Origin of the sequence: Amycolatopsis jiangsuensis, from assembly GCF_014204865.1 — a bacterium.
GTDB classification, from domain to species: domain Bacteria; phylum Actinomycetota; class Actinomycetes; order Mycobacteriales; family Pseudonocardiaceae; genus Amycolatopsis; species Amycolatopsis jiangsuensis.
The window spans coordinates 510,560-532,690 of record NZ_JACHMG010000001.1; the positions used below are offsets into that span (position 1 = coordinate 510,560).

General features: G+C 71.1%; 19 protein-coding genes. 9 read left to right on the forward strand and 10 right to left on the reverse strand.

Going from position 1 to position 22,131, the window contains the following annotated elements:
- Positions 1 to 131: 131 nt before the first annotated feature.
- Together BJY18_RS36590 and BJY18_RS02165 are read left to right on the forward strand one after the other, a co-directional pair.
- On the forward strand, positions 132 to 914 hold the full coding sequence (locus tag BJY18_RS36590) for an MmpS family transport accessory protein (protein ID WP_246458740.1): 783 nt from the start codon (positions 132 to 134) through the stop codon (positions 912 to 914).
- A gap of 24 nt (positions 915 to 938) precedes the next feature.
- Positions 939 to 1,706, forward strand: coding sequence for an ABC transporter permease (locus BJY18_RS02165; RefSeq protein ID WP_376774634.1), 768 nt, complete (start codon positions 939 to 941; stop codon positions 1,704 to 1,706).
- Here BJY18_RS02165 and BJY18_RS02170 read toward each other — a convergent pair.
- A complete protein-coding gene (locus BJY18_RS02170; protein ID WP_184777217.1) occupies positions 1,682 to 2,368 on the reverse strand; it encodes a histidine phosphatase family protein in 687 nt (228 codons plus the stop codon). The genes BJY18_RS02165 and BJY18_RS02170 overlap by 25 nt on opposite strands.
- 27 nt (positions 2,369 to 2,395) lie before the next feature.
- The gene (locus BJY18_RS02175; protein ID WP_184777219.1) at positions 2,396 to 4,273 is read right to left on the reverse strand and encodes a Na+/H+ antiporter; all 1,878 of its coding nucleotides are present in this window, start codon (positions 4,271 to 4,273) and stop codon (positions 2,396 to 2,398) included.
- A 59-nt stretch (positions 4,274 to 4,332) separates the two neighbouring features.
- Between BJY18_RS02175 and BJY18_RS02180 the strand changes: the two genes are divergently transcribed.
- The gene (locus BJY18_RS02180; protein ID WP_184777221.1) at positions 4,333 to 5,772 is read left to right on the forward strand and encodes a carboxylesterase/lipase family protein; all 1,440 of its coding nucleotides are present in this window, start codon (positions 4,333 to 4,335) and stop codon (positions 5,770 to 5,772) included.
- On the opposite strand, the gene BJY18_RS02185 is transcribed toward BJY18_RS02180, so the two are convergent.
- Both BJY18_RS02185 and rnhA read right to left on the reverse strand, forming a co-directional pair.
- On the reverse strand, positions 5,751 to 6,137 hold the full coding sequence (locus tag BJY18_RS02185) for a YchJ family protein (RefSeq protein ID WP_312873707.1): 387 nt from the start codon (positions 6,135 to 6,137) through the stop codon (positions 5,751 to 5,753). The two genes, BJY18_RS02180 and BJY18_RS02185, sit on opposite strands and share 22 nt — an antisense overlap.
- A complete protein-coding gene (rnhA, locus tag BJY18_RS02190) occupies positions 6,130 to 6,609 on the reverse strand; it encodes a ribonuclease HI (protein ID WP_184777223.1) in 480 nt (159 codons plus the stop codon). The genes BJY18_RS02185 and rnhA overlap by 8 nt, the downstream gene beginning before the upstream one ends.
- Before the next feature lie 92 nt (positions 6,610 to 6,701).
- Between rnhA and BJY18_RS02195 the strand changes: the two genes are divergently transcribed.
- Positions 6,702 to 7,490 carry a DUF1684 domain-containing protein gene (locus tag BJY18_RS02195; RefSeq protein ID WP_184777225.1) on the forward strand — a complete coding sequence of 263 codons (789 nt, stop codon included), beginning with the start codon at positions 6,702 to 6,704 and terminating at the stop codon, positions 7,488 to 7,490.
- Between the two features lie 60 nt (positions 7,491 to 7,550).
- Here BJY18_RS02195 and BJY18_RS02200 read toward each other — a convergent pair whose 3' ends face one another.
- Positions 7,551 to 8,228: an MBL fold metallo-hydrolase gene (locus BJY18_RS02200; protein ID WP_184777227.1), complete on the reverse strand. Its 678-nt coding sequence runs from the start codon at positions 8,226 to 8,228 to the stop codon at positions 7,551 to 7,553.
- Positions 8,229 to 8,512: 284 nt separating this feature from the next.
- Here BJY18_RS02200 and uvrA point away from each other — a divergent pair, with 284 nt between their 5' ends.
- Both uvrA and BJY18_RS02210 read left to right on the forward strand, forming a co-directional pair.
- On the forward strand, positions 8,513 to 11,374 hold the full coding sequence (gene uvrA / locus BJY18_RS02205) for an excinuclease ABC subunit UvrA (RefSeq protein WP_184777229.1): 2,862 nt from the start codon (positions 8,513 to 8,515) through the stop codon (positions 11,372 to 11,374).
- A 962-nt stretch (positions 11,375 to 12,336) separates the two neighbouring features.
- Entirely contained in the window at positions 12,337 to 12,792 is a 456-nt protein-coding gene (locus BJY18_RS02210) for an SRPBCC family protein (RefSeq protein ID WP_184777231.1), read from the forward strand.
- 237 nt (positions 12,793 to 13,029) lie between these two features.
- Here BJY18_RS02210 and BJY18_RS02215 read toward each other — a convergent pair whose 3' ends face one another.
- Entirely contained in the window at positions 13,030 to 14,460 is a 1,431-nt protein-coding gene (locus BJY18_RS02215) for an MFS transporter (RefSeq protein ID WP_184777233.1), read from the reverse strand.
- Between the two features lie 113 nt (positions 14,461 to 14,573).
- Between BJY18_RS02215 and BJY18_RS02220 the strand changes: the two genes are divergently transcribed.
- Positions 14,574 to 14,975, forward strand: a complete 402-nt coding sequence (locus tag BJY18_RS02220) for a winged helix-turn-helix transcriptional regulator (protein WP_184777235.1) — start codon at positions 14,574 to 14,576, stop codon at positions 14,973 to 14,975.
- Between the two features lie 114 nt (positions 14,976 to 15,089).
- Here BJY18_RS02220 and BJY18_RS02225 read toward each other — a convergent pair whose 3' ends face one another.
- A complete protein-coding gene (locus BJY18_RS02225) occupies positions 15,090 to 16,454 on the reverse strand; it encodes a cation:dicarboxylate symporter family transporter (protein ID WP_184777237.1) in 1,365 nt (454 codons plus the stop codon).
- A 134-nt stretch (positions 16,455 to 16,588) separates the two neighbouring features.
- Between BJY18_RS02225 and BJY18_RS02230 the strand changes: the two genes are divergently transcribed.
- The gene (locus tag BJY18_RS02230) at positions 16,589 to 18,211 is read left to right on the forward strand and encodes a sensor histidine kinase (protein WP_184777239.1); all 1,623 of its coding nucleotides are present in this window, start codon (positions 16,589 to 16,591) and stop codon (positions 18,209 to 18,211) included.
- Positions 18,208 to 18,876 (forward strand): response regulator, encoded by a 669-nt coding sequence (locus BJY18_RS02235; protein WP_184777241.1) that lies wholly within the window; start codon positions 18,208 to 18,210, stop codon positions 18,874 to 18,876. Before BJY18_RS02230 ends, BJY18_RS02235 begins: the two co-directional genes overlap by 4 nt.
- Before the next feature lie 67 nt (positions 18,877 to 18,943).
- Here BJY18_RS02235 and BJY18_RS02240 read toward each other — a convergent pair whose 3' ends face one another.
- Genes BJY18_RS02240 through BJY18_RS02250 form a run of 3 tightly spaced genes read right to left on the reverse strand, consistent with a single transcriptional unit; the run spans position 18,944 to position 22,127 of the window.
- Complete coding sequence (locus BJY18_RS02240; protein ID WP_184777243.1) at positions 18,944 to 20,332, reverse strand: beta-N-acetylhexosaminidase; 1,389 nt, start codon at positions 20,330 to 20,332, stop codon at positions 18,944 to 18,946.
- A gap of 2 nt (positions 20,333 to 20,334) precedes the next feature.
- Positions 20,335 to 21,201 (reverse strand): carbohydrate ABC transporter permease, encoded by an 867-nt coding sequence (locus BJY18_RS02245; RefSeq protein WP_184777245.1) that lies wholly within the window; start codon positions 21,199 to 21,201, stop codon positions 20,335 to 20,337.
- Complete coding sequence (locus BJY18_RS02250; protein ID WP_184777247.1) at positions 21,198 to 22,127, reverse strand: carbohydrate ABC transporter permease; 930 nt, start codon at positions 22,125 to 22,127, stop codon at positions 21,198 to 21,200. The genes BJY18_RS02245 and BJY18_RS02250 overlap by 4 nt, the downstream gene beginning before the upstream one ends.
- Positions 22,128 to 22,131 lie beyond the last annotated feature (4 nt).

Here is a 22,131-nt window from a genome sequence, read left to right on the forward strand (position 1 = left end):
ATCCACCCGTTAGGGTGAATAACCATCGGATATCTCGAAACGGCTAACGCCGAGTGACGATCCGGCGAGATATCGGATGTCCTGCCCAGTCGTACTCCGGCGGAGTGCGCCCGAGGAGCGGAAACCTCTCGATGGGTGTTCCTGGCACGGACCGGTCCACGGCGGACCGGGGGAGAGCGGGCCGGCTGCGGCCGCTCGGCAGCGTGGTGGTCGTGCTCGGCGTGGCCGTGGTCGCCGCCGTGGTCGCCTGGTACGCCATCCCCGCCACCGGCACCGGGCCGGCCACGCGGACCGGGCAGGCCGCGCGCAGCGAAGGCGCCGCGGACCCGGCGGAGGGAAGCCGGCTTCCGGGCGCGGACGGGCAGCCCGGCTCCGCAGGCGATGGCACCCGGCCCGGCACGGACGACGCGACGAGCGCGGCAGGCCGTACCGGCACGGACGGCGGCACAGGCACGGATGGCCGAGCCGGCGCGGCGGGGCAGAACGGTGCGACAGGACAGAACGGCACGGCGGGCCAGAACGACGCAGCAGGACAGAACGGCGCACCAGGGGAAAATGGTGCGCCGGGGCAGAGCGGCTCCACCGGGCCGGATCAGCCGGCAGGCCCGGGCGGTGCCCCCGCGGCGGGCCAGGACCGGACTCTCGTCGTCGTGTACGAGCTGACCGGGTCCGGAGGCGGGCGCAACCTCACCTACATCGGGGCGGGCGGCGCTCTCGAGCAGCAGGCCGAAGTCGATGCGCCGTGGTCGATGACTGTGCTGCGGACCGCGCCCGCCGGCGTGCCGCTGTTCTCCAGCCTGGTCGCGCAGAACACCGGGACGGGTGAGCTGGCCTGCCGCATCCGGGTGAACGGCGCTGTGGTGGCGCGGCAGTCCGTGACCGGGACGGGCACCCTGCTCAGCTGTTTCGCCTGAGACCGCTGCGGCAGGATCGCGATCGTGAACGCAGCGATCGGATTCGGGCCGGCTTTGGTGGCGGTGCTGGTGGTGCTCGCGCTCGCCGGGACCGCAGTGGTCCGCTACGGCAGGCTCGGGCAGGGCCGCGCCGTGCTCGTGGCCGCGGTCCGGGCGGTCGCGCAGCTCGCGCTCGTCTCGCTGGTGATCACCGTGATCCTGCGTTCGGACTGGCTGACGGGACTGTTCGTGCTCGCCATGTTCTCCATCGCGACCGGGACGTCCGCCACGCGGATCGGGGTCCCGCGCCAGGCCGGCTGGATCGCGCTCGCGCTGGCCTCGGGGGTGGTGCCGGTGCTGGCGCTGGTGCTGGGTTCGGGGGTCGTGCCCGCGCGTCCGATCGCGCTCGTACCGGTTGCCGGGATCGTCATCGGCGGCACGATGACCGCCACTTCCCAGGCCGCCCGCCGGGCGCTCGACGAACTGGCGACCCGGCACGGCGAGTACGAGGCCGCGCTGGCACTCGGTTTCCTGCCCCGGCAGGCAGCGCTGGAGATCTGCCGCCCCTCGGCCGGGCAGGCCCTGATCCCGGCGCTCGACCAGACCCGCACGGTCGGGCTGGTGACGCTTCCCGGCGCGTACGTCGGGGTGCTGCTCGGCGGGGCGAGCCCGCTGCAGGCCGGGACGACGCAGGTGCTGGTGCTGCTCGGGCTGCTGGCGGCCGAATCGATCGCCGTGCTGGTGACCGTGCAGCTCGTCGCGGACGGCCGGATCCGCCGGACGGCGGCTCAGCCCAGCGGCGCGGCCAGATGAGCGGTGTCGTTGAAGCGGCGCACCAGCCAGTTCTCCCCGTGCACCACCAGATGGGACACCGAGCCGTTGTCCGCGCCGAGGAAGGCGAACCGGTCGAGCGCGCGACTGGCCTGCGCGAAGACTTCGCCGATCACGCCGCCGTGGGTGAACACCGCCACCCGCCGGTCCGGGTTGGCCGCGGCGATCCGGGTGAGCGCGGCGCGGATCCGGCTGCCGAACGCCTCGTCGGACTCCGCACCCGGGATCACGTCCCAGCGCTGCCGCGCCCACAGCTCCTCGACGACCGGGTGCCCCTCGGTGGTGTACTTGCGGAAGAGTCCGTTCTCCCAGTCGCCCAAGTGGATTTCCCGCAGCTCCGGCTCCACCGACGGGGCGAGGCCGAGCTTCTCCGCCAGCGGTGCGGCGGTCTGCGCGGTGCGCCGCAGCGTGGTCACGTACAGCGCGTCGAGCCGTTCCCCGGCCAGCCGCCGCGCCACCCGAGCGGCGTGGTCGCGGCCCTCCGGCGCGAGGTCCGGATCGGCCTGACCACCGACGAGGTCGAAGGGCTCGCTCGCCTTCGCGGGCATCGATTCCCCGTGGCGCACCAGGAAGATCTCGGTCGACCCTGGCGGCGGGGTGAAACGGTGCTGGCGGTACTCGATCTCCTGCTCGGGCGTGCTCATGCTCCGACCCTATCCACGGCGGCGGGCTCAGCCCAACTGCTTGTCGACGAAACACCACCGCCAGGACTCGCCCGGTTCGTGACTGCGCATCACCGGGTGGCGGCTTTCGTGGAAATGCTGCGACGCGTGTTTGGCCGGTGACGAATCGCAGCACGCGACGTTGCCGCACTTCAGGCATTTCCGCAGGTGCACCCACGTGGTGCCCTCTTCGACGCAGGCGGTGCAGCTGTCGGACGAGCTCGGCGGCTGTTCGGTCCACTCGTGGGCGAGGTGCTTGCACGAACCGGCGGTCGCCGCGGGTGTGCTGAGTTCGCGGCCCTCCTGCGGGGGTTCCTCGTCGTCCCGGTCGAGCATGGATTCCTCGATGTCGAGCCGGGCCAGGATGCGGCGGAGCACGGCGTCGTCGGCCGTGCCCTGGTCGCGGGCTTCCAGGAACTGCTCGCGTTCGGCGTCCAGCAACCGGATCCGCAGCCTGCGGTAGGCGTCGCTGGGGGTTTCGGCCAGCGTGCTCTGCCTGCCGAGCTGTTCCCACGCCGAGTCCGAGCGGTCCTGCAGCCGGTCACGCAGCCGCTGCAGGACTTCCGGCGGATCCTCCGGGCGCTGCAGTTCGTCCAGCTTGCGCAGCGCGACGCGGGTCATGTCGTGCAGCACAGCGGCTTCCTGCAGCGCGTCCTGCGCGGGATCGGGGCGCGGCAGCCGCAGCCGCCGGACCAGCGCGGGCAGCGTCATGCCCTGCAGCACGAGCGTGCCGGCCACGACGACGAACGCGGCCAGGACGAGCACCGCGCGTTGCGGGGTGTCCGCGGGCAGCACGAACGCCGCGGCGAGCGTGACCACGCCGCGCATTCCCGCCCACGAGATCACCGCCGAGTAGCGCCACGGCCAGATCTTGCTGCGATCGGCGCCGAGACGGTGCAGCAGCCGTTTCACCGTGCCGATGCCGGCCATCCACAGCACTCGCGTGAGGATGGTCGCGCCGAGCACCGCCGCGCAGATGCCGATCAGCGTCCACAGCGAAAGCCCGCTCTTGCCGACCTCGGCGAGGATCCGCCGCAGCTGCAGGCCGATCAGCAGGAACACCATGTTCTCCAGCAGGAACTGCACGGTCTGCCAGTTGAGCCTGCTGGCCAGCCGTGACGGGCCCGACTGGATCCGCGGTGCCTGGTGCCCCTGGATGAGCCCGGCGATCACCACGGCCAGCACGCCTGACCCGTGCGCGACTTCGGCCAGCAGGTACGCGGCGAACGGCACCGCGAACGACAGCGCGGTGTCGGTGATCGGCTCTTCCAGCTTGGCGCGCAGGAACGCCACCACGACGCCGACGACGAGCCCGACGACGATCCCGCCGGCCGCCGCGAGCAGGAAGTCCAGCCCGACCTGCCAGAGGCTGACCGCCCCGGCGATGGCCGCGATCGCGGTGCGCAGGGCGACGAGCGCGGCCGCGTCGTTGAACAGGCTCTCGCCCTCCAGCAGCCGGACGAGCTTGCGGGGCATGCCGACCCGGCGCGCGACCGCGCTCGCGGCCACCGCGTCCGGCGGTGCGACGACCGCGCCCAGCGCGATCCCGGCGGCGAGCGGCAATCCGGGCACCACCGCCCAGGCGACCAGCCCGACGCCGAAGGCGGTGAACACGACCAGGCCGACCGACAGCAGCGCGATCGGCCCGCGCAGCCGGCGGAACGCGACCAGCGACGTCTGGATCGAGGCCGAGTACAGCAGCGGGGGCAGGAGCCCGATCAGCACGACCTCGGGGTCGAGCTCGTACTCCGGCACCCCCGGCACGAACGACGCCGCGACTCCCACCGCGACCAGGCACAGCGGTGCCGACCAGTCCAACCGACGCGCCCCGACCGTGACGATGAGGACCGTCAGGACCAGGGCGACCAATTCCGCCGCGATGTGCACGCGACAATCATCACCCGCCGACCCCCGGTCGCGCTCGGGGGCCGCACTAGGCTGGTTCCGTGACGACAGTTTCCGCGACGACGGCGCAGACCCGGGCCGGGGCGGTGCGCGGCGTCCGGCGGGACGGCGTCCGGGTGTTCCTCGGCGTGCCGTTCGCGCAGCCGCCGGTGCGGTTCCGCCCCCCGGTCCCGGTCGTGCCGTGGACCGGGGTGCGTGACGCGACCGGGTTCGCCGGAAAGGCTCCGCAGCCCGACATCACCGGCAAGCGGTTCATCGGCGACGAGGACTGCCTGTACGTGAACGTCTACTCGCCGGAGGAGCCCGGTCCGCATCCGGTGCTGGTGTGGATCCACGGCGGTGGCGGTGTGCTCGGCTCGCCACACCAGTTCGACGGTTCCGCCTACGCCCGTCGCGGGGTGGTCGTGGTGACCGTCGCGTACCGCCTCGGAGTGCTCGGCATGCTGCGCCTTCCCAGGGTGTCCGAAGGCAATCTGTCGCTGCAGGACCAGGTTCTGGCGCTCGAGTGGGTGCGTGACGACGTCGCCGCGTTCGGCGGGGACCCGGGCCGGGTCACGCTCGCCGGGCAGTCCAACGGTGGACGCACCGTGGGCACCCTGCTCGCGGTTCCCGCGGCGCGCGGGCTGTTCCAGCAGGCGATCGTGCAGAGCGGCACCGGCGTCGGTTCCGTGGTGCACACCGCGGCGGAGGCCGAGACGGTCGGCAAAGCCGTGCTGGAGGAGCTGGCTGTGCCCGCCGAAGCGTTCGCCACGGTGCCGGTGGCACAGATCCTGGCGGCTCAGCAACGTGTGACGGGGGCGCTCGGCACGCTCGTGCCCTACCGGGTGGTCGTGGGTGGCGAACTGCTGCCTCGCCGTCCTGGCGAAGCGGTCGCCGACGGAGCTGCCCGTGACGTACGGCTGCTCGTCGGCACCACAGCCGATGAGCAGGATTTGTTCTCCTGGTTGCAAACCGGCGGCGCGAAGCTGCTCGGCACCGGTTCCACGATGCTCGACGAGGACGCCATCACCCGTGCCGCCGCCGTCTACCGCGAGCTGCTGCCGGACTGGCCCGAGGACCAGCTGGTGAACCGCGTGCGTACTGCCGGCGATTGGTGGCTGCCCGCGATCCGGCTCGCGGAAGCCCAGCACGGGGCGGGCGGCCCGGCGTGGATGTACCGGCTGGACTGGCGGATCGCGCCGCGCGGCCGGGGGCTGGGTGCGGCGCACGGGGTCGACCTGCCGTTCGTGTTCGACGACGTCGGCAATCCGAACTGGCGCTTCCTGTTCGCCATCGCCCGGCCGGGTCCCGGCCGGCTGCGCGCGATGGCCACCGAGATGTTCGGCGCCTGGCACCGCTTCGTCACCACCGGCGAACCGGGGTGGCCGCGGTACGAACCGGGCTCACGGGTGACGCGGCTCTTCGACGACGTCAGCACCACCGTCTCGGATCCGGACGCCGCCGAACGCCGGCTGTGGAGTCAGGCGAGCGCGTCGAGATAGAGCCAGCGGCCTGCTTCACGGACGAACCGACTGTTCTCGTGCAGCGAATCCTCCTGGCCGCGGTACCGGTAGTGCGCGCGGAACTCGACCGTGCCCTCGTTCTCCAGCAGGGAACCGCCGGTGTGCCCGAGCACGTCCAGCCGGGTCCACTCCTGTGCGGGATCGAGCCGCAGCCGTTTTGGCCGGGTGCGGGGATGCCAGGTGGTCACGAGGTAGCCGGCGTCGCCGACGGCGAACGCGCTGTACCGGGAGCGCATCAGCCGCTCGGCTGTCGGGGCCTGCTTTTCCCCGCGGTGGAACGGACCGCAGCACACGTCGTAGCTTTCGGGCAGCCCGCAGGCACAGCCCTGGTCGCGGTCAGCCACGGGCCCGCTGCACCCCGGCTTTCGACGCTTCCTGCGCACCCTTGACCGCGAGCCGGTCCGCGCGTTCGTTCTCCGGCAGGCCGGCGTGTCCCTTGACCCACAGCCATTCGACCTCGTGCCGCTCGCCCGCGTCGTCGAGACGCTGCCAGAGGTCGGCGTTCTTGACCGGCTGCTTCGCCTGGGTCTGCCAGCCGTTCTTCTTCCAGCGCGGCATCCACTGCGTGACCCCGTTGCGCACGTAGGTGCTGTCGGTGTAGATCTTCACCACCGACGGCCGGGTGAGGCTTTCCAGCGCGCGGATCGGGGCCATCAGCTCCATCCGGTTGTTGGTCGTGACGGTGTCCTCGCCGCCGTAGAGCTCGCGCTCGTGGCGGCCGTACCGCAGCAGCGCACCCCATCCGCCGGGTCCGGGATTGCCACTGCACGCGCCGTCGGTGTAGATCTCCACCGCCTGGTCCGTCCGCTCCGCCACGGCGGCGACCCTACCGCTCCCGCATCCTGGGACGCGGAATGCCGGGGCCGCAGAGGCGTTGTGCCCGGCACCCGCAGCGGAAGGAGCCGGACATGACCGAGGACTTCACTCAGCAGTGGCAGGACTGGAAGGCCGCGCGCGAGAAGACGCTCGCCGACCCGTACGGCTGGCTCGCCCTGGTCTCCCTGGACTGGCTCGAGGACCGCCCGCGGGCCTATCCGGGCCTGCCCGGTCGCTGGTGGCAGGACGCCGAGGCCGCCTACGTCGACCCGGAAGGCGCCGACCTGCGCCACGAAGGCACGCCGATCACCGGCCCCCACCGCGTCTCCCTGGTCAACAGCGGCGCCGGCACCCGGGTGACCGCGGGTCACGTCGAGGTCGAGATCGCCCGCCGGTCCGGCTACCTGATCCGGGTGCACGATCCGAAAGCCGAGGTACTGCACGACTTCCACGGCGTGCCCGCGTACGAGCCCGACCCGTCCTGGGTGCTGCACGGCCGGTTCGAACCGTTCGAAGAACCGCGCCCGACCACCGTGGGCGCGGTCGTCGAAGGTCTTTCCCACGTGTACACCGCCCCCGGCCGGATCCGCTTCACCCGCGACGGCACCGAACACACCCTGACCGCTTTCAACGGCAAGGAAGGCGGCTTCAACGTCCTGTTCACCGACGCGACGAGCGGCGTGACCACCTACCCCGCGAACCGCTCCCTGCCGGTGCCCCCGCCCGGCCCGGACGGGGCGGTCACGCTGGACTTCACCCGGGCGGTCAACCTCCCGTGCGCGTTCACGGACTTCGCGACCTGCCCCCTTCCACCGGAAGGGAACCACCTGCCGTTCGCGGTCGAGGCGGGGGAGAAGCTGCCGTACGAACGCCAGGGCTGACCGGTCATCAGCGCGCCGGGCCGGACGGGCCCTTCGCGGTCCGCCCGGCCCGCTGTCAGCTCACCAGCCCCGCTCGCGCCATTCGGCGAGCTTCGGCCGCTCCGCGCCCAGCGTGGTGTCGTCGCCGTGGCCAGGGTACACCCACGTGTCGTCCGGTAGTTCGCCGAAGATCCGGGTCTCCACGTCGTCCAGCAGCGAGGTGAAGTCCTCCGGTGACGAGGTCTTGCCCACCCCTCCCGGGAACAGCGAGTCGCCGGTGAACAGGTGCGGGTGACCTTCCGGGTCGCGGTACAGCAGCGCGATCGAGCCGGGGGTGTGCCCGCGCAGGTGGATCACCTCCAGCGTCACCTGCCCGAACCGCAGCGTGTCGCCGTGCTCGACCAGGAAGTCCGGGGGGATCGGCAGGGGTTCGGCGTCCAGCGGGTGCGCGGCGGTGTTCGCGCCGTTCGCGCCGGCCACCGCGCCCAGCGCCTGCCAGTGGTCGTGGTGCTGGTGGGTGGTCACGACCGTGCGCAGCGCGGGGCGGTCCGGCCCGTGGCCGACGAGGTCGGAGATGCGATCCGGGTCGTTCGCCGCGTCGATCAGCAGCGCCTCGTTCTCGGCCCGGCACACCAGCAGGTACGCGTTGTTGTCCATCGGGCCCACGGACAGCTTCGTGACGGTCAGGCCGGCCAGCGTGCGGCGCGCGGCGTCGGCGCCCGGCTCGACGTGTCCGGTGTAGGTGTCGGCGATGTTCACGAGACCCCACGGTAGCCGGGGCCGCCCCGGCCGATCCACCCGTCCGCGCGGAGGACGCACCGGTCCGGCCGCCCGAGCGTGGCCTGTATCGTGGACCGGGTCCCGCCCGCGCCCGGCGACCTGCCGGGCGCCGGCCGTGGTACGCGCCCGTCCGGCGCCGGCGAAACCCGCAAAACCCCAGGCAGCAGACCCGCGGTGCGGTTTTTGTCGGTGGTCGCGCCTAGCCTGGGCGGCGTCCGCCGGCGGCGGGCACCGAAGCCGAGAATGACTGAAGGGACGTGGGCGTGGCTGATCGCCTCGTTGTTCGCGGTGCGCGCGAGCACAACCTCCGCGGCGTGGATATCGATCTGCCCCGCGACAGCCTGATCGTGTTCACCGGTCTGTCCGGGTCGGGCAAGTCGAGCCTCGCCTTCGACACGATCTTCGCCGAGGGCCAGCGGCGGTACGTCGAATCGCTGTCGGCGTACGCGCGGCAGTTCCTCGGCCAGATGGACAAGCCCGACGTGGACTTCATCGAGGGCCTCTCGCCCGCGGTGTCGATCGACCAGAAGTCCACCTCGCGCAACCCGCGCTCCACGGTGGGCACCATCACCGAGGTCTACGACTACCTGCGGCTGCTCTACGCCCGCGCCGGCAAGGCGCACTGCCCGAAGTGCGGCGAGGCGATCAGCAAGCAGACCCCGCAGCAGATCGTCGACCAGGTGCTGGAGATGGCGGAGGGCACGCGGTTCCAGGTGCTCGCGCCGGTCGTGCGCGGGCGCAAGGGCGAGTACCTCGACCTGTTCCAGAACCTGCAGCAGCAGGGCTACGCGCGCGTGGTCGTCGACGGCGTGGTGCATCCGCTCACCGATCCGCCGAAGCTGAAGAAGCAGGAGAAGCACCAGATCGGCGTGGTCATCGACCGGCTCACGGTCAAGTCGAGCTCGCGCCAGCGGCTCACCGATTCGGTGGAGACCGCGCTGCGGCTGGCCGACGGGCTGGTCGAGCTGGAGTTCGTCGACGTGCCCGAGGGCGATCCGCACCGGGTGCGCGGCTTCTCCGAGAACCTCGCCTGTCCCAACGGGCACCCGCTGGCGATCGAGGACCTGGAGCCGCGCTCGTTCTCCTTCAACTCGCCGTACGGCGCGTGCCCGGAATGCACCGGGATCGGCATCCGCAAGGAGGTCGATCCGGAGCTGGTGGTGCCGGACGACGAGCTGTCGCTGGGCGAGGGCGCCATCGCGCCGTGGGCGGGCGGGCAGAGCGCCGACTACTTCCTGCGGCTGCTGGAATCGCTGTCCGAGGCGGTCGGGTTCCGGATGGACACGCCGTGGCGGCGGCTGCCCGCGCGGGTGCAGAAGGCGGTGCTGCACGGCGTCGACGAGCAGGTGCACGTCCGCTACCGCAACCGCTACGGCAGGCAGCGTTCGTACTACGCCGCGTTCGAGGGCGTCATCCCCTTCCTCGAGCGGCGCATGGAGCAGACCGAGTCCGAATACATGCGTGAGCGGTACGAGGGCTACATGCGCGAGGTGCCGTGCCCGGCCTGCCAGGGCACCCGGCTCAAGCCGGAGATCCTGGCGGTCACGCTGGAGCACGCGACGCAGGGCGAGCGGTCCATCGCCGAGGTGTGCGCGCTGTCCATCGCGGAGTCCTCGCAGTTCCTCGACGAGCTGGTGCTCGGCCCGCGCGAGGCGATGATCGCCGGTGCGGTGCTCAAGGAGATCCAGGCGCGGCTGCGGTTCCTGCTCGACGTCGGGCTGACCTACCTCTCGCTCGACCGCGCGTCGGGCACGCTGTCCGGCGGTGAGGCGCAGCGCATCCGGCTGGCCACGCAGATCGGCTCCGGCCTGGTGGGTGTGCTGTACGTGCTGGACGAGCCGTCCATCGGCCTGCACCAGCGCGACAACCACCGGCTGATCGAGACGCTCACCCGGCTGCGGGACCTGGGCAACACGCTGATCGTGGTGGAACACGACGAGGACACCATCCGGTCCAGCGACTGGGTGGTCGACATCGGCCCCGGCGCGGGCGAGCACGGCGGGCACATCGTCCACAGTGGACCGTACAAGAAGATCCTGAAGAACAAGGAATCGCTCACCGGCGCCTACCTGTCCGGCCGGCGCGAGATCGAGGTGCCCGGGATCCGCCGTCCGGTGGACAAGAAGCGGCAGCTGACCGTGGTGGGCGCACGCGAGCACAACCTGCGCGGGATCGACGTGTCGTTCCCGCTCGGCTGCCTGGTCTCGGTCACCGGGGTGTCCGGTTCGGGTAAGTCCACCCTGGTCAACGACATTCTGGCGCAGGTGCTGGCCAACAAGCTCAACGGAGCGCGGCAGGTGCCCGGGCGGCACACCCGGGTCAACGGGCTGGGTAACGTCGACAAGCTGGTGCGCGTCGACCAGTCGCCGATCGGGCGCACCCCGCGGTCCAACCCGGCCACCTACACCGGCGTGTGGGACCACGTGCGGAAGCTGTTCGCGGCGACCACCGAGGCGAAGGTGCGCGGCTACCAGCAGGGCCGGTTCTCGTTCAACGTCAAGGGCGGCCGCTGCGAGGCGTGCGCGGGCGACGGCACGATCAAGATCGAGATGAACTTCCTGCCGGACGTCTACGTGCCGTGCGAGGTGTGCAAGGGTGCCCGCTACAACCGGGAGACGCTCGAGGTGCACTACAAGGGCAAGACGGTGTCCGACGTGCTGGACATGCCGATCGAGGAGGCCGCGGAGTTCTTCGAGCCGATCAAGGCCATCCACCGGCACCTGCAGACGCTGGTCGACGTCGGGCTCGGCTACGTGCGCCTCGGCCAGCCGGCGCCGACGCTGTCCGGCGGTGAGGCACAGCGCGTGAAGCTGGCCAGCGAACTGCAGAAGCGCTCGACCGGCAAGACGGTGTACATCCTCGACGAGCCCACCACCGGTCTGCACTTCGAGGACATCAGCAAGCTGATCGGCGTGATCAACGGCCTCGTGGACAAGGGCAACACGGTGATCGTGATCGAGCACAACCTCGACGTGATCAAGACGTCCGACTGGATCGTGGACATGGGCCCGGAAGGCGGTTCCGGCGGCGGCATCGTCATCGCCGAGGGCACCCCGGAGGAGGTGGCGGCAACCGAGGGCAGCTACACCGGCGACTTCCTCCGGCAGGTACTGAACCCGGCCTGACCCCCCGCCGTCCCGTGCCGGGTCAGGGCCTTGCCACGCCCGCACCGGCCGGGTCGGGGCCGGTGCCGGGTCGTGTCGCTCGTGCCGGTCGGGTCCTGTCCCGCGGCAGATTGCCGCTGTCCCGTGGTGCCGTGGCGGGCGACGTGGTGCCGTGGCCGGTGGTGCTGTGGCGGTCGACGCGGTGGTGGGCGGTGCAGTGGCCGGTGGTGCTGTGGCGGTCGGGGCTGTGGCGGGGCTGTGGCCGCTTGTGCGATGGCGGCATGCCGTGGCGGGCGATGCCATGGTCAGCTGTGCCGCGGCTGGTGGTGTAGTGGCTGCTGGTGCCGAGGCTGGCGCTGCCAAGGCTGGCGCTGTCCTGGTCAGCGTGCGGCGGCGGGTGGTGCTGTGGCCGCTGGTGCCAAGGCTGGCGCTGTCACGGTTAGCAGTGCCATGGCCAGCGGTGCCGTGGCCGCCCGTGCCGTCGTGGGCAGTGCCATGGCCAGCGGTGCCGTGGCCGCCCGTGCCGTGGCCAGCGGTGATGTGGCGGACGATGCGGTGGCGGCTCGCAGGAAGACGCGCACGGGGAGGTCGGGAGCCCCGCTCGCCGGGCGGCGGGGACAGCGACCCTGCTGAAGCCCGGCCCGCCCGACGCGCACTCCGGCCAGGCTGCCTCGCCGGAAGCTGGGGCGCGCCCGAACAGGGCGGGGGAAGCCCGTCAGGAAACCGGTCGTCGTGCGGTCGGTCCCAGGAAAGGCACCCGCGTCCTCGGGCGGTGTCACAGCGGTGCCGGCCGGGGCGGTCGCGGTGCCTGCTCCTGGTGTGTAGGGGGCCGTCCGAACCTGGACGCCTGGTTGTGCGCGGGAAGCAGCGAGAACACCGGCCCGCCGCGATCTAGCATGCGAGCAGCGGCGCGGACAGTGGCCGTGCGGTGAGGTGGCGGAGGTGACGTGGTGGGCCGCGATGGCCGGACGGGGAGGCAGCGGGTGGCGGGTGCCGAGTACCGGTTCCGCAGCAGCTGGTGGCTGCCGGACGTGCCGGTGGCGCGGGTGTTCGACGCGGTGGTCGACCTCGAATCCTATCCCCGCTGGTGGCCGGACGTGCGGACGGTGCGGCGGATCGACGACGACACCGCGGAAGTCGTCTGCCGGTCGCGGCTGCCCTACCGGCTGGTGGTGTCGATGCGCCGGGAGCACCAGGACCCGGTCGGCGGCCAGGTGCGAGTCCGCCTCGGCGGTGACCTCGACGGCATCCTCGCCGGCGTACTGCACCCCGTCGGCGGCGGCACGCGTCTGGAGATCACCCAGCACGTCCGGGCCCGCAAACTCCTCCTGCGCCGCCTCGACGGAGTGGCCCGGCCGTTCTTCCGCGCGAACCACGCGTGGATGATGAGCCGGGGCCACCGCGGGCTCTCCGCCTACCTGGTCGGATCGCCAGACTGACAGGCGGATCCAGCCGGTGCGTCACCGCTGCGGCTGCCGCGGGTACCGCCGCCGCATTCGGCGCGCCTACGCCGGCCGACCGACTCTCCGGCTGCGGGTACCGTGCGGCGGACCTGCTTACTGCGATACCGCAGGCACAGCCGTTCCTGCCCCCAAGCCGGCTGTTTCCCTCGCTGAGCGCGGAACGCAGCGCCGTCACGCGACGGCGCTGCACCACCCACCTCGCGGTCTTGCCGCCTACCCAGTCGGCCCGACGTCTGCGGTGCGCAACTCCGCTGGGCGTCGTCGCGGCGTCAGGGCCACCCCGGCGAGCACCGCGGCGAAAGTCACCAGGCCGGCGCTCAAGCCGTACGCGAACCGGAAGCCCGCGGCCAGTGCCTCCCGCGCCGGAGTGGCCGTCGAGAGCAGCTCGCCGGTGCGGGCGGCCGCCGCGGACGCCAGTACCGCGGTGCCGATCGCCGCGCCGACCTGCTGGGTCGTGGTGATCAGGCCGGACGTCACGCCGGAGTCGGCCGGTCCGGCGGCGGACATCGCGAGCCCCATCAGTGCCGGGATGGCCATTCCGGCGCCCGAGCCCATCAGCACCAGCGCCGGGAACACGTGCAGGAAGTAGCCGCCGTCCGCGCGTACCCGGGTCAGCAGCAGGAACGCCATCGCGGTGACCAGCAGCCCGGCCACGAGCACCGCGCGCGGGGAGAAGCGGGTGCTCAACCGGTCGGACAAGCCGAGGGAGAACACGGCGATCATCACCGGCGCGGGCAGGAAAGCGAGTCCGGTGCCGAGCGCGTCGAAGCCGAGCACCTGCTGCAGGTACAGCGCTGTCACGAACTGGAATCCCAGGAACCCGGCAACCATCACCACCATGGTCAGGTTCGCCCCGGCGACCGCCCGGATGCGCAGCAGCCGCAGGGGAAGCAAGGGCGTGCGAGCCCGCGCCTGGCGCAGCACGAAGCCGGCCAGCAGCACCGTCGCCGCGGCCAGCGCGCCCACCGTCGTGAACGTCCAGCCGGGCAGCACGATGCCGTATCCGAGCAGCATCACGCCGCCCGTGACGAGAAGTGCGCCGAGCACGTCGATCCCGTCGCGCAGCCCGGTTCCGCGGTCGGCTTCGACCACCAGCGGTGCCAGCGCCAGCGCCGCGACACCGATCGGCAGGTTGACGTAGAAGGTCCAGTGCCAGTCGAACGCGTGCGTGAGTGCACCGCCGGCGACGAGACCGATCGAGGCGCCCGCGGCCTGGGTGAAGCTGTACACCCCGATCGCGCGAGCCCGTGGTCCCGGTTCGGGGTACATCGTGACGATCAACCCCAGCACCACCGCCGACGCGAGAGCCCCGCCGACGCCCTGGGCGAACCGGGCCACTACCAATGAAGCGGCGTTCGGCGCCAGCCCCGCGGCGAGCGAAGCGGCGGTGAACACGGCGAGCCCGGTCAGGAAGACCCGGCGCCGTCCGGCGAGGTCGCCCAGCCGTCCGGACAGCAGGAGCAGCCCGCCGAAGGCGACCAGGTAGGCGTTCACCACCCAGGCCAGCCCCGGCGCGCTGAACCCCAGATCCGCCTGGATCGCGGGCAGCGCGACGGCGACGATGCTCCCGTCGAGCACCACCATCAGCGAGGCGGCGCACAGCACCGCGAGCGCAGCACCGCGGTGACGGGCAGTTTCCGGCATTTCGAGTCCTCCACCTGCTCGCAGAACGAGTTTCCCCAGCTCATAGCCAGGGCATCTCTTGTTACTGCGACCATCATGTGTGACCATGGACGGCCGGAGAAGGAGGCACTTTCATGTCCCAGGGGAACATCGCTGTGACCGACCAGGCCGGCGCCGTGGACCCGGAGAAAATCGAGGCGTGCACGGTGCTCGAGGTGATCAGCCGGATCAGCGGCAAGTGGGCGATCGGCATCCTGCTGCAGGCGATGCGCGGCCCGGTCCGGTTCACCGCTCTCGAACGGTCGGTTGAGGGCATCAGCCGCCGGATGCTCACCCTGACGCTGCGGAACCTGGAACGCGACGGCCTGCTCGTGCGCACGGTGTACCCGACGATCCCGCCGCGGGTGGAGTACGAGGCCACGCCGAGGGCCCGTGAGCTGTACGAGACGCTGTCCGGGCTCGTCGGCTGGGCGGAACGGCACCGGGAGGCGATCGCCGTCTCCCGCGTCGCCTACGACGGGAACACGGCCTGCTGAACACACAACAGCGCCGTGGCCGTGAGCACGGGGGACGCTCACGGCCACGGCACCTGTCTCGCACGCGGAGCATGCGAGGCGGTCCCCGGCGGGAGAGGCGCCGGGGAGGGATCATCAGCTGCCCGACGTCACCGGCACCTGCTCCTTCGGCGGTTCCGCCGGGGCGGAATGGCCGTCGTCGAGCAATGTGGCTTCGTCGAACGGCGCGTCGCCGCTGAAGACCTGCTTCGAACGCCCGCGGTCGAACTCCTTCATCCACGATCCGATGAGGACGGTCGCGACCGCGTTGCCCGCGAAGTTGGTCAGTGCGCGGGCTTCGGACATGAACCGGTCGATGCCGAGGATGAACCCGACGCCGTCGACCAGCTCCGGCCGGTGCGACTGCAGCCCGCTGGCCAGTGTCGCGATGCCCGCGCCGCTCACGCCCGCCGCGCCCTTGGACGCGATGATCATGAACAGCAGCAAGGTGATCTGCTCACCCAGCGCCAGTGGCTGGTCCTGTGCGGTGGCGATGAACAGCGTCGCCATCGTCAGGTAGATCGCGGTGCCGTCGAGGTTGAACGAGTACCCGGTCGGCACGGTGATGCCGACGACCGGCTTGCTCACGCCGAGGTGCTCCATCTTCGCGATCAGCCGCGGCAGCGCCGATTCCGACGACGAGGTGGACAGGATCAGCAGGAACTCGCGTCCGAGGTAGCGCAGCAGCTTGAAGATGTTCACCCGGGCGCCCAGCCACAGCACCGCGCCGAGGATGCCGAACACGAAGATCAGGCAGGTCAGGTAGAAGCCCAGCATGATCACCAGCAGACTGCGCAGGGCACTCCAGCCGGTGGCGCCGACGACCGCGGCGATCGCGCCGAACGCGCCGACCGGGGCAGCCCACATGATCATCGCCAGGATCCGGAACACCAGCCGCTGCACGTGCTCGATGCCCCGCAGGACCGGCTCGCCGCGCTTGCCCAGCTTCTGCAGGGCGAACCCGGTCAGCAGCGCCACCAGCAGCGTCTGCAGGACCTGGCCCTCGGTGAAGGCCGAGACGAACGAGGTCGGGATGATGCCGAGCAGGAAGTCGACCCCGCCCTCGGCGTCCGCGGACTGCTCGTGCACCTTGGACACGTCGGCCGGATTGAGGTGCAGGCCGCTGCCCGGGTGGATCAGATTGCCGACCACCAGGCCGATGGCGAGCGCGAACGTCGACATCACGATGAAGTAGACCAGCGCCGTGACGCCGACCTTGCCCACCTTCGCCGCCTTCGCGACCGAGCCGATGCCCAGCACGATGGTGCAGAAGATGATCGGCGAGATCATCATCTTGATCAGGTTCACGAAGCCGGTGCCCAGCGGGGCGAGGCCCTTGCCGAACGACGGCCAGATCAGCCCGACCGCCACGCCGAGCACGACGGCGACGATCACGGCCAGGTACAGATAACGGGTGCGGTCGCGCTTGCGCACTGCCGCGTCGGGGGTCGGTGTCGGCACCGTTGCCTCCAGCTCGGGGTAAGTGGAACGCCGGTCACTATGCGGGCAGGATATGACCGGCGTCACTGTTGTGTTCATTGAGTTCGCACAGCCGTGTCCGGTGTGGACGTCCCAGCCTGCCATCACCGGGGCGGATGTGCTGGTATGGGCGGGTGCCCTCGACGCCGCGGATCCGCACGAGCCACTGGAGCCTGGCCCGTCAGCTGCTCATCCTGCAGCTGACGGTACTGCTGGTGCTCGTGGCGGGCGGGATCACGATCGCGTATCTGGACGCGAAGCGCAGCACGACCGACCGCGCGCGGGAGCAGTCGCTGGCCGTCGCCCGTGCCATCGCCGACGCGCCGGACGTGGCCCGCGCAGTGTCCACAGCGGACCCCACCGGCACGCTCCAGCCCTACGCGCAGCGGGTGCTCGCGGATACGAACGTGGACTTCGTGACGATCATGTCGCCCCAGGGAATCCGTTACACGCATCCGAATCCGGCGCTGATCGGACGCCGGTTCCTCGGGCACATCGAGGCCGCGCAGGGTGGCGGAGTGGTCACCGAGGTCTACACCGGATCGCTGGGGCCTTCGGTCCGCGCGGTGGTCCCGGTGTTCGACGCGAGGCACCGCGTCGTCGCGCTCGTGGGCGTCGGGATCACGATCGCCGCGATCTCCGCGGAACTGCAGGACCGGGTGTGGCCGTTGCTGGGGGTCGCCGCGGCTGTGCTGCTGGTCGGTGCGTGCGGCGGCTGGCTCGTGAGCGCCCGGCTCAAACGGCAGACTCGCGGGATCGCGCCCGCGGAGCTGAGCAATCTGTTCGAGTACCACGAGGCGGTCCTGCATTCGGTGCGCGAGGGCGTGCTGCTGGTCGGCCGCGACGGGCGGATCGGGCTGTGCAACGACGGCGCGCGCACGTTGCTCGGGCTGTCCGGTGACCCGGTCGGCCGGGCGTTGCCCGAACTCGGGTTGCCGCCGGAGCTGATCGCTGCGTTCACCGCACCGGAAACCCGTACCGAGGAACTGCACCTCACCGACGCGCGGGTGCTGCTCGTCAGCACCACGCTGGTGCGCTCCGGTGGCCGCGCTCAGGGCACGGTCGTGACCTTGCGCGACCACACCGAACTGCAGACGCTGACCGGGGAGCTGACCACCGCGCGCAGCCTGTCCGAGGCGTTGCGTTCGCAGGCACACGAAGCAGCCAATCGGTTGCACACCGTGGTTTCGCTGGTCGAGCTCGGCCGTCCGGAGGACGCCGTGGAGTTCGCGACCGCGGAGCTGGCGCTGGCCCAAGAGCTGACCGACCGGGTGATGGACGCGGTCGCCGAACCGGTGCTGGCCGCGTTGCTGCTCGGCAAGGCCGCGGAGGCGAGCGAACGCGGCGTCGAGTTCACCATCACGCCGGACACCGTGATCGACGATCTCGGCCCCGGCGTCGAAGGCCGGGACCTGGTGACGATACTGGGAAATCTGGTGGACAACAGCATCGACGCGGCCGTGCGCGGCGCGGGCGGCCGGCCCGCGGTCGTGGTCACCGCGCGGTCCGGGGAAGACGGGCTGCTGCTGCGAGTCGCCGACAACGGGCCGGGGATCCCCGAGGACGCCGGCGAAGACCTCTTCCGCCGCGGCTGGTCCACGAAGGCGGACGAGGGCCATGGGCTGGGACTGGCGCTCGTGGCGCAGGCCGTGCGGCGCTACGGCGGCAGTATCGACGTAGGCGGGGAAGGCGGCGCGGTGTTCACCGTCCGGCTGCCGAGACAGGAGGCGCCACGGTGATCCGCGTACTGGTGGTGGAAGACGAGCCGGTCGCGGCTGACGCGCATCGGCTCTACGTCGAACGGCTGGCCGGGTTCGAGGTCGCCGGCGTGGTGCATTCCGGCGGCGACGCACTGCGGTTCTGCGAACGCGAGCCGGTGGATCTGGTTCTGCTGGACTTCTATCTGCCGGACACGCACGGGCTCGCGGTGTGCCGTTCGCTGCGTGCGGCCGGCCTGCCGATCGACGTGATCGCGGTGACCTCGGCACGGGACCTGTCGCTGGTGAAGACCGCGGTGTCGGTGGGCGTGGTGCAGTACCTGCTGAAGCCGTTCACGTTCGCCTCGCTGCGGGAAAAGCTGGAGCGCTACGCGGAATTCCGTGAAGCCTCCGGCGAGGTGACCGGCCAGGCGGAGATCGACCGGGCGCTGGGCACGCTGCGCACGACCGAACACCCGCCGCTGCCGAAAGGCATGAGCGCCCCGACCCTGGACGCGATCACCGAAGCCCTCGCCGGAGCGGCGGAAGGCCTGTCCGCGGGCGGTGCGGCCAGCGCGATCGGCGCGTCCCGCGTCACGGCGCGGCGCTACCTCGAATACCTCGCCGACAACGGCCTCGCCCACCGCGAGCCCCGCTACGGCCAGGTCGGTCGTCCCGAGGTCTGGTACCGCCTGCGTTCTGTATAACGTCCTATACGGCGTGGGTCGATCCGGTGGCCCTGTCCCGGCGCCGGAAAACCCGTCGCCGGGCCGCTCACCGAAGACGTCCCGGGACCCCCGGCCGGGTCTGCCACGGATGCGGTCCCGCCAGCGGCCGGTACTCCACGCCGAGGGCGTCCAGCCGGGGCAGGTGGTGCTCGCGCAGCCGGGGGAGGAACTCGGCGAAGTCGCGGGGTCCCTCGCTCCACGCCACTTCCGCGAACGCGCACAGCCGCGGGAACGCTGCGTAGTCCACGCGTCGCGCGCTGTCCAGGTGTTCGCTCCACAGCTGCGCCTGGATCCCGCGCAGTCGTGGGCCGGCCAGGTCGGGCTCGTAGCCGTAGACGTCTTCGAGCGTGTGCAGGTAGCCGACCGGGATCGGCTCGTCCGGGTGGTCGCTCTGTCGATGGTCTAAGTACAGGCGGTCTTCCGGGCAGAGCACCACGTCGTGACCCAGCTCGGCGGCGCGGGCGCCGTAGGCGGAGTCCCGCCAGGCGCCGATCACCATCGGTGGCAGGGCGCCGGTGTCGAGTACCTCGTCCCAGCCCAGCGGGGTCCGGCCGCGGGCGATGAGGTGGTCGGCGATCGTCCGGACGAACCGGCCGTGCGCCTCGGTCGCGCCGGGTACCTCGTCGCCGCCGAGGCCGATCACCGGGGAGGGAAAGATGTCCAGCAGGTGGTCGAACACCGTGCGGAAAAAGTCCACAGTGGACTCCGACGGTTCGAGCAGTGACGTGCTCACCCCCCAGGAGGTCCAGACCTGCCAGTCCGCGGCCGGGTCCGGGCCGAGTTCGGGGTAGGCGGCGATGGCTGCCCTGGAGTGACCGGGAAGATCGATCTCCGGCACCACGGTGATCGCGCGTTCGGCGGCGTACGCCACGATTTCCCGCAGATCCGCGGTGGTGTAGAAGCCGCCGTGCGGACGGCCGTCGCGTTCCGGGCCGTCGTGCCTGCCTACCATCGAGGACCGCCGCCAGCCGCCGACCGAGGTCAGCCTCGGAAACCGCGGCACCTCGATGCGCCAGCCCTGGTCGTCGGTGAGGTGCAGGTTCAGCACGTTGAGCTTGTGCGCGGCCAGCAGGTCGACGAACCGCAGCACCTCGGCCTTAGTGCGGAAATGCCGTGCGACGTCCAGCAGACAGCCGCGCCAGCCCAGCCGTGGGTGATCCTCGACTATGCCGCACGGCAGCCGAAGTCCACTGTGGATCGACGCGGCCCGGAACGCATCCGGTCCGGCCAGCTGGCGCAGGGTCTGGCGGCCGTAGTACTCGCCGGCCGGATCGGCGGCCGACAGCGTGACGCCGTGCGGGGTGATCGCCAGCCGGTAGCCCTCGGCGGGCAGTCCCGGTGCGGCGCGCACGGTGACCGGGGCGGGCCAGGCGCAGCTACCCGGCACTTCGGTCACCGAGACCGGACGGGGGAGCAGGGTCGAGAAACCGGGCATGGTCAGCCTTTCACCGCACCGGCCAGCCCGCCGACGAGCCGCCGCTGCACCAGCACGAAGAACACCAGCACGGGGATCGTCATCAGGGTGGACGAGGCCATCACCGCGCCCCAGTCGGTGTCCTCCGGTTTGAAGAACACCAGGATCGCCTGGGGCAGCGTCTGGTTCTCGGTGTGCGAGATGATGAACGTCTTGGCGAAGAGGAAGTCGTTCCAGGCGTGGATGAACGCGAGCACGCTCACCGCGACCAGGCCGGGTGCAACCAGCGGGAACAGGATCTGCCAGGTGAACCGCATCCGCGACGCACCGTCCAGTTTGGCCGCTTCCTCCAGCTCCACCGGCACCGCCGCGACGAATCCGCGCAGCATCCAGATCGCGAACGGCAGGCTGAACGCCAGGTGCACGAGCACCAGCGAGCCGAGTTCGTTCAGCCCGAACGCCGGCACCGCGGCGCCGACCGAGCGCATCAGGAAGAACAGCGGGATGGTCAGCGCCTCCACCGGCACCATCTGCGCGACGAGGATCATCACCAGCAGCACGGTCCTGCCGCGAAAGCGGAACCGGGTCAGCGCCACGGCGGAGAGGAACGACAGCAGCAGCGAAAGCACCACCACGGCGAGCGCGACCACCAGGCTGTTGAGGAAGTAGCGGCCGAACCCGGACACTGTCAGCACTCGGGTGAAACTGTCCAAAGTGGGTGCGAACGTCCACGGCTTCGGGTCCGCGGTCTGGATTTCCCCGGCCGGTTTGAATGCGGAGAGCACCATCCAGTACAGCGGGAACGCCACCAGCCCGGCGATCACCACGGTCACGATCTCGGCCACGAGCCGTCCGGGACGGCGCACCCGGCGGCGCCGCACGTTCGTCATCCCCACGCCGCTGCCCCTTCCTGCCCGGCCCGTCGCTGCGTGCGCACGTAAAGCCCGGTGATGGACAACAGCAGCAGCGTCATGACGACGCCGATCGCCGAGCCGAGGCCGTAGTCCTGCCCGGCGAAGGCCTGTTGGTAGGCGTAGACGTTGAGCACCAGGTTCCGCCCGGCCACGCCGCCGCCGTTGGTCATCACGTAGATCTGGGTGAACACCTTGAAGTCCCAGATGATCGACTGGATCGTGGCGATGGTCAGCAGCGGCCGGACCATCGGCAGCACGATCGACCGGGTGCTGCGCCAGGTCGACGCGCCGTCCAGTGCGGCGGCCTCCAGCACCTCGCCGGGTACCGCGCGGATCCCGGCGTACATGGTGACGAGCACGAACGGGAAGGAACACCAGATCACCTCGGCGGCCACCAGGCCGAACGCCCCGTACGTGTCGAAAGTCCAGGAATGGTGCGCCATCCCGCTGAACCCGATCCCCGACAGAACCTCGTTGACCAGCCCGAAATCGGTGTCGAAGAGGAACAGCCACACGTACGAACCGGCGATCGCGGGCGTCGACCAGGCGCCGAGCGCGGCCAGGAACAACAGCATCCGCGGCACCGTGCGCACCCGGGTGGCCAGTACCGCGAGCGCGGTGCCCACCACCAGACTGCCCGCCACGCACACCGCGGCGAACCCGACCGTCTTGGCCAGCACGGTCCAGAACTGCACGTCCGAAACCAGCGCCGCGTAGTTGTCCAGTCCGAGGAACTCCAGCGGTGCCGCGCCCGCGGCCTGCGGCTGGCCGTAGTCGTAGAACGAAATCAGTACCAGCTGGTAGATCGGGTACACCAGGATCGCGGCGAGCAGGATGCCCGCCGGCAGCAGGTACCGGACCGCGGCCCGGCCGTCGCCGCGCGCGGTTTTCCCGACGGCCACGGGG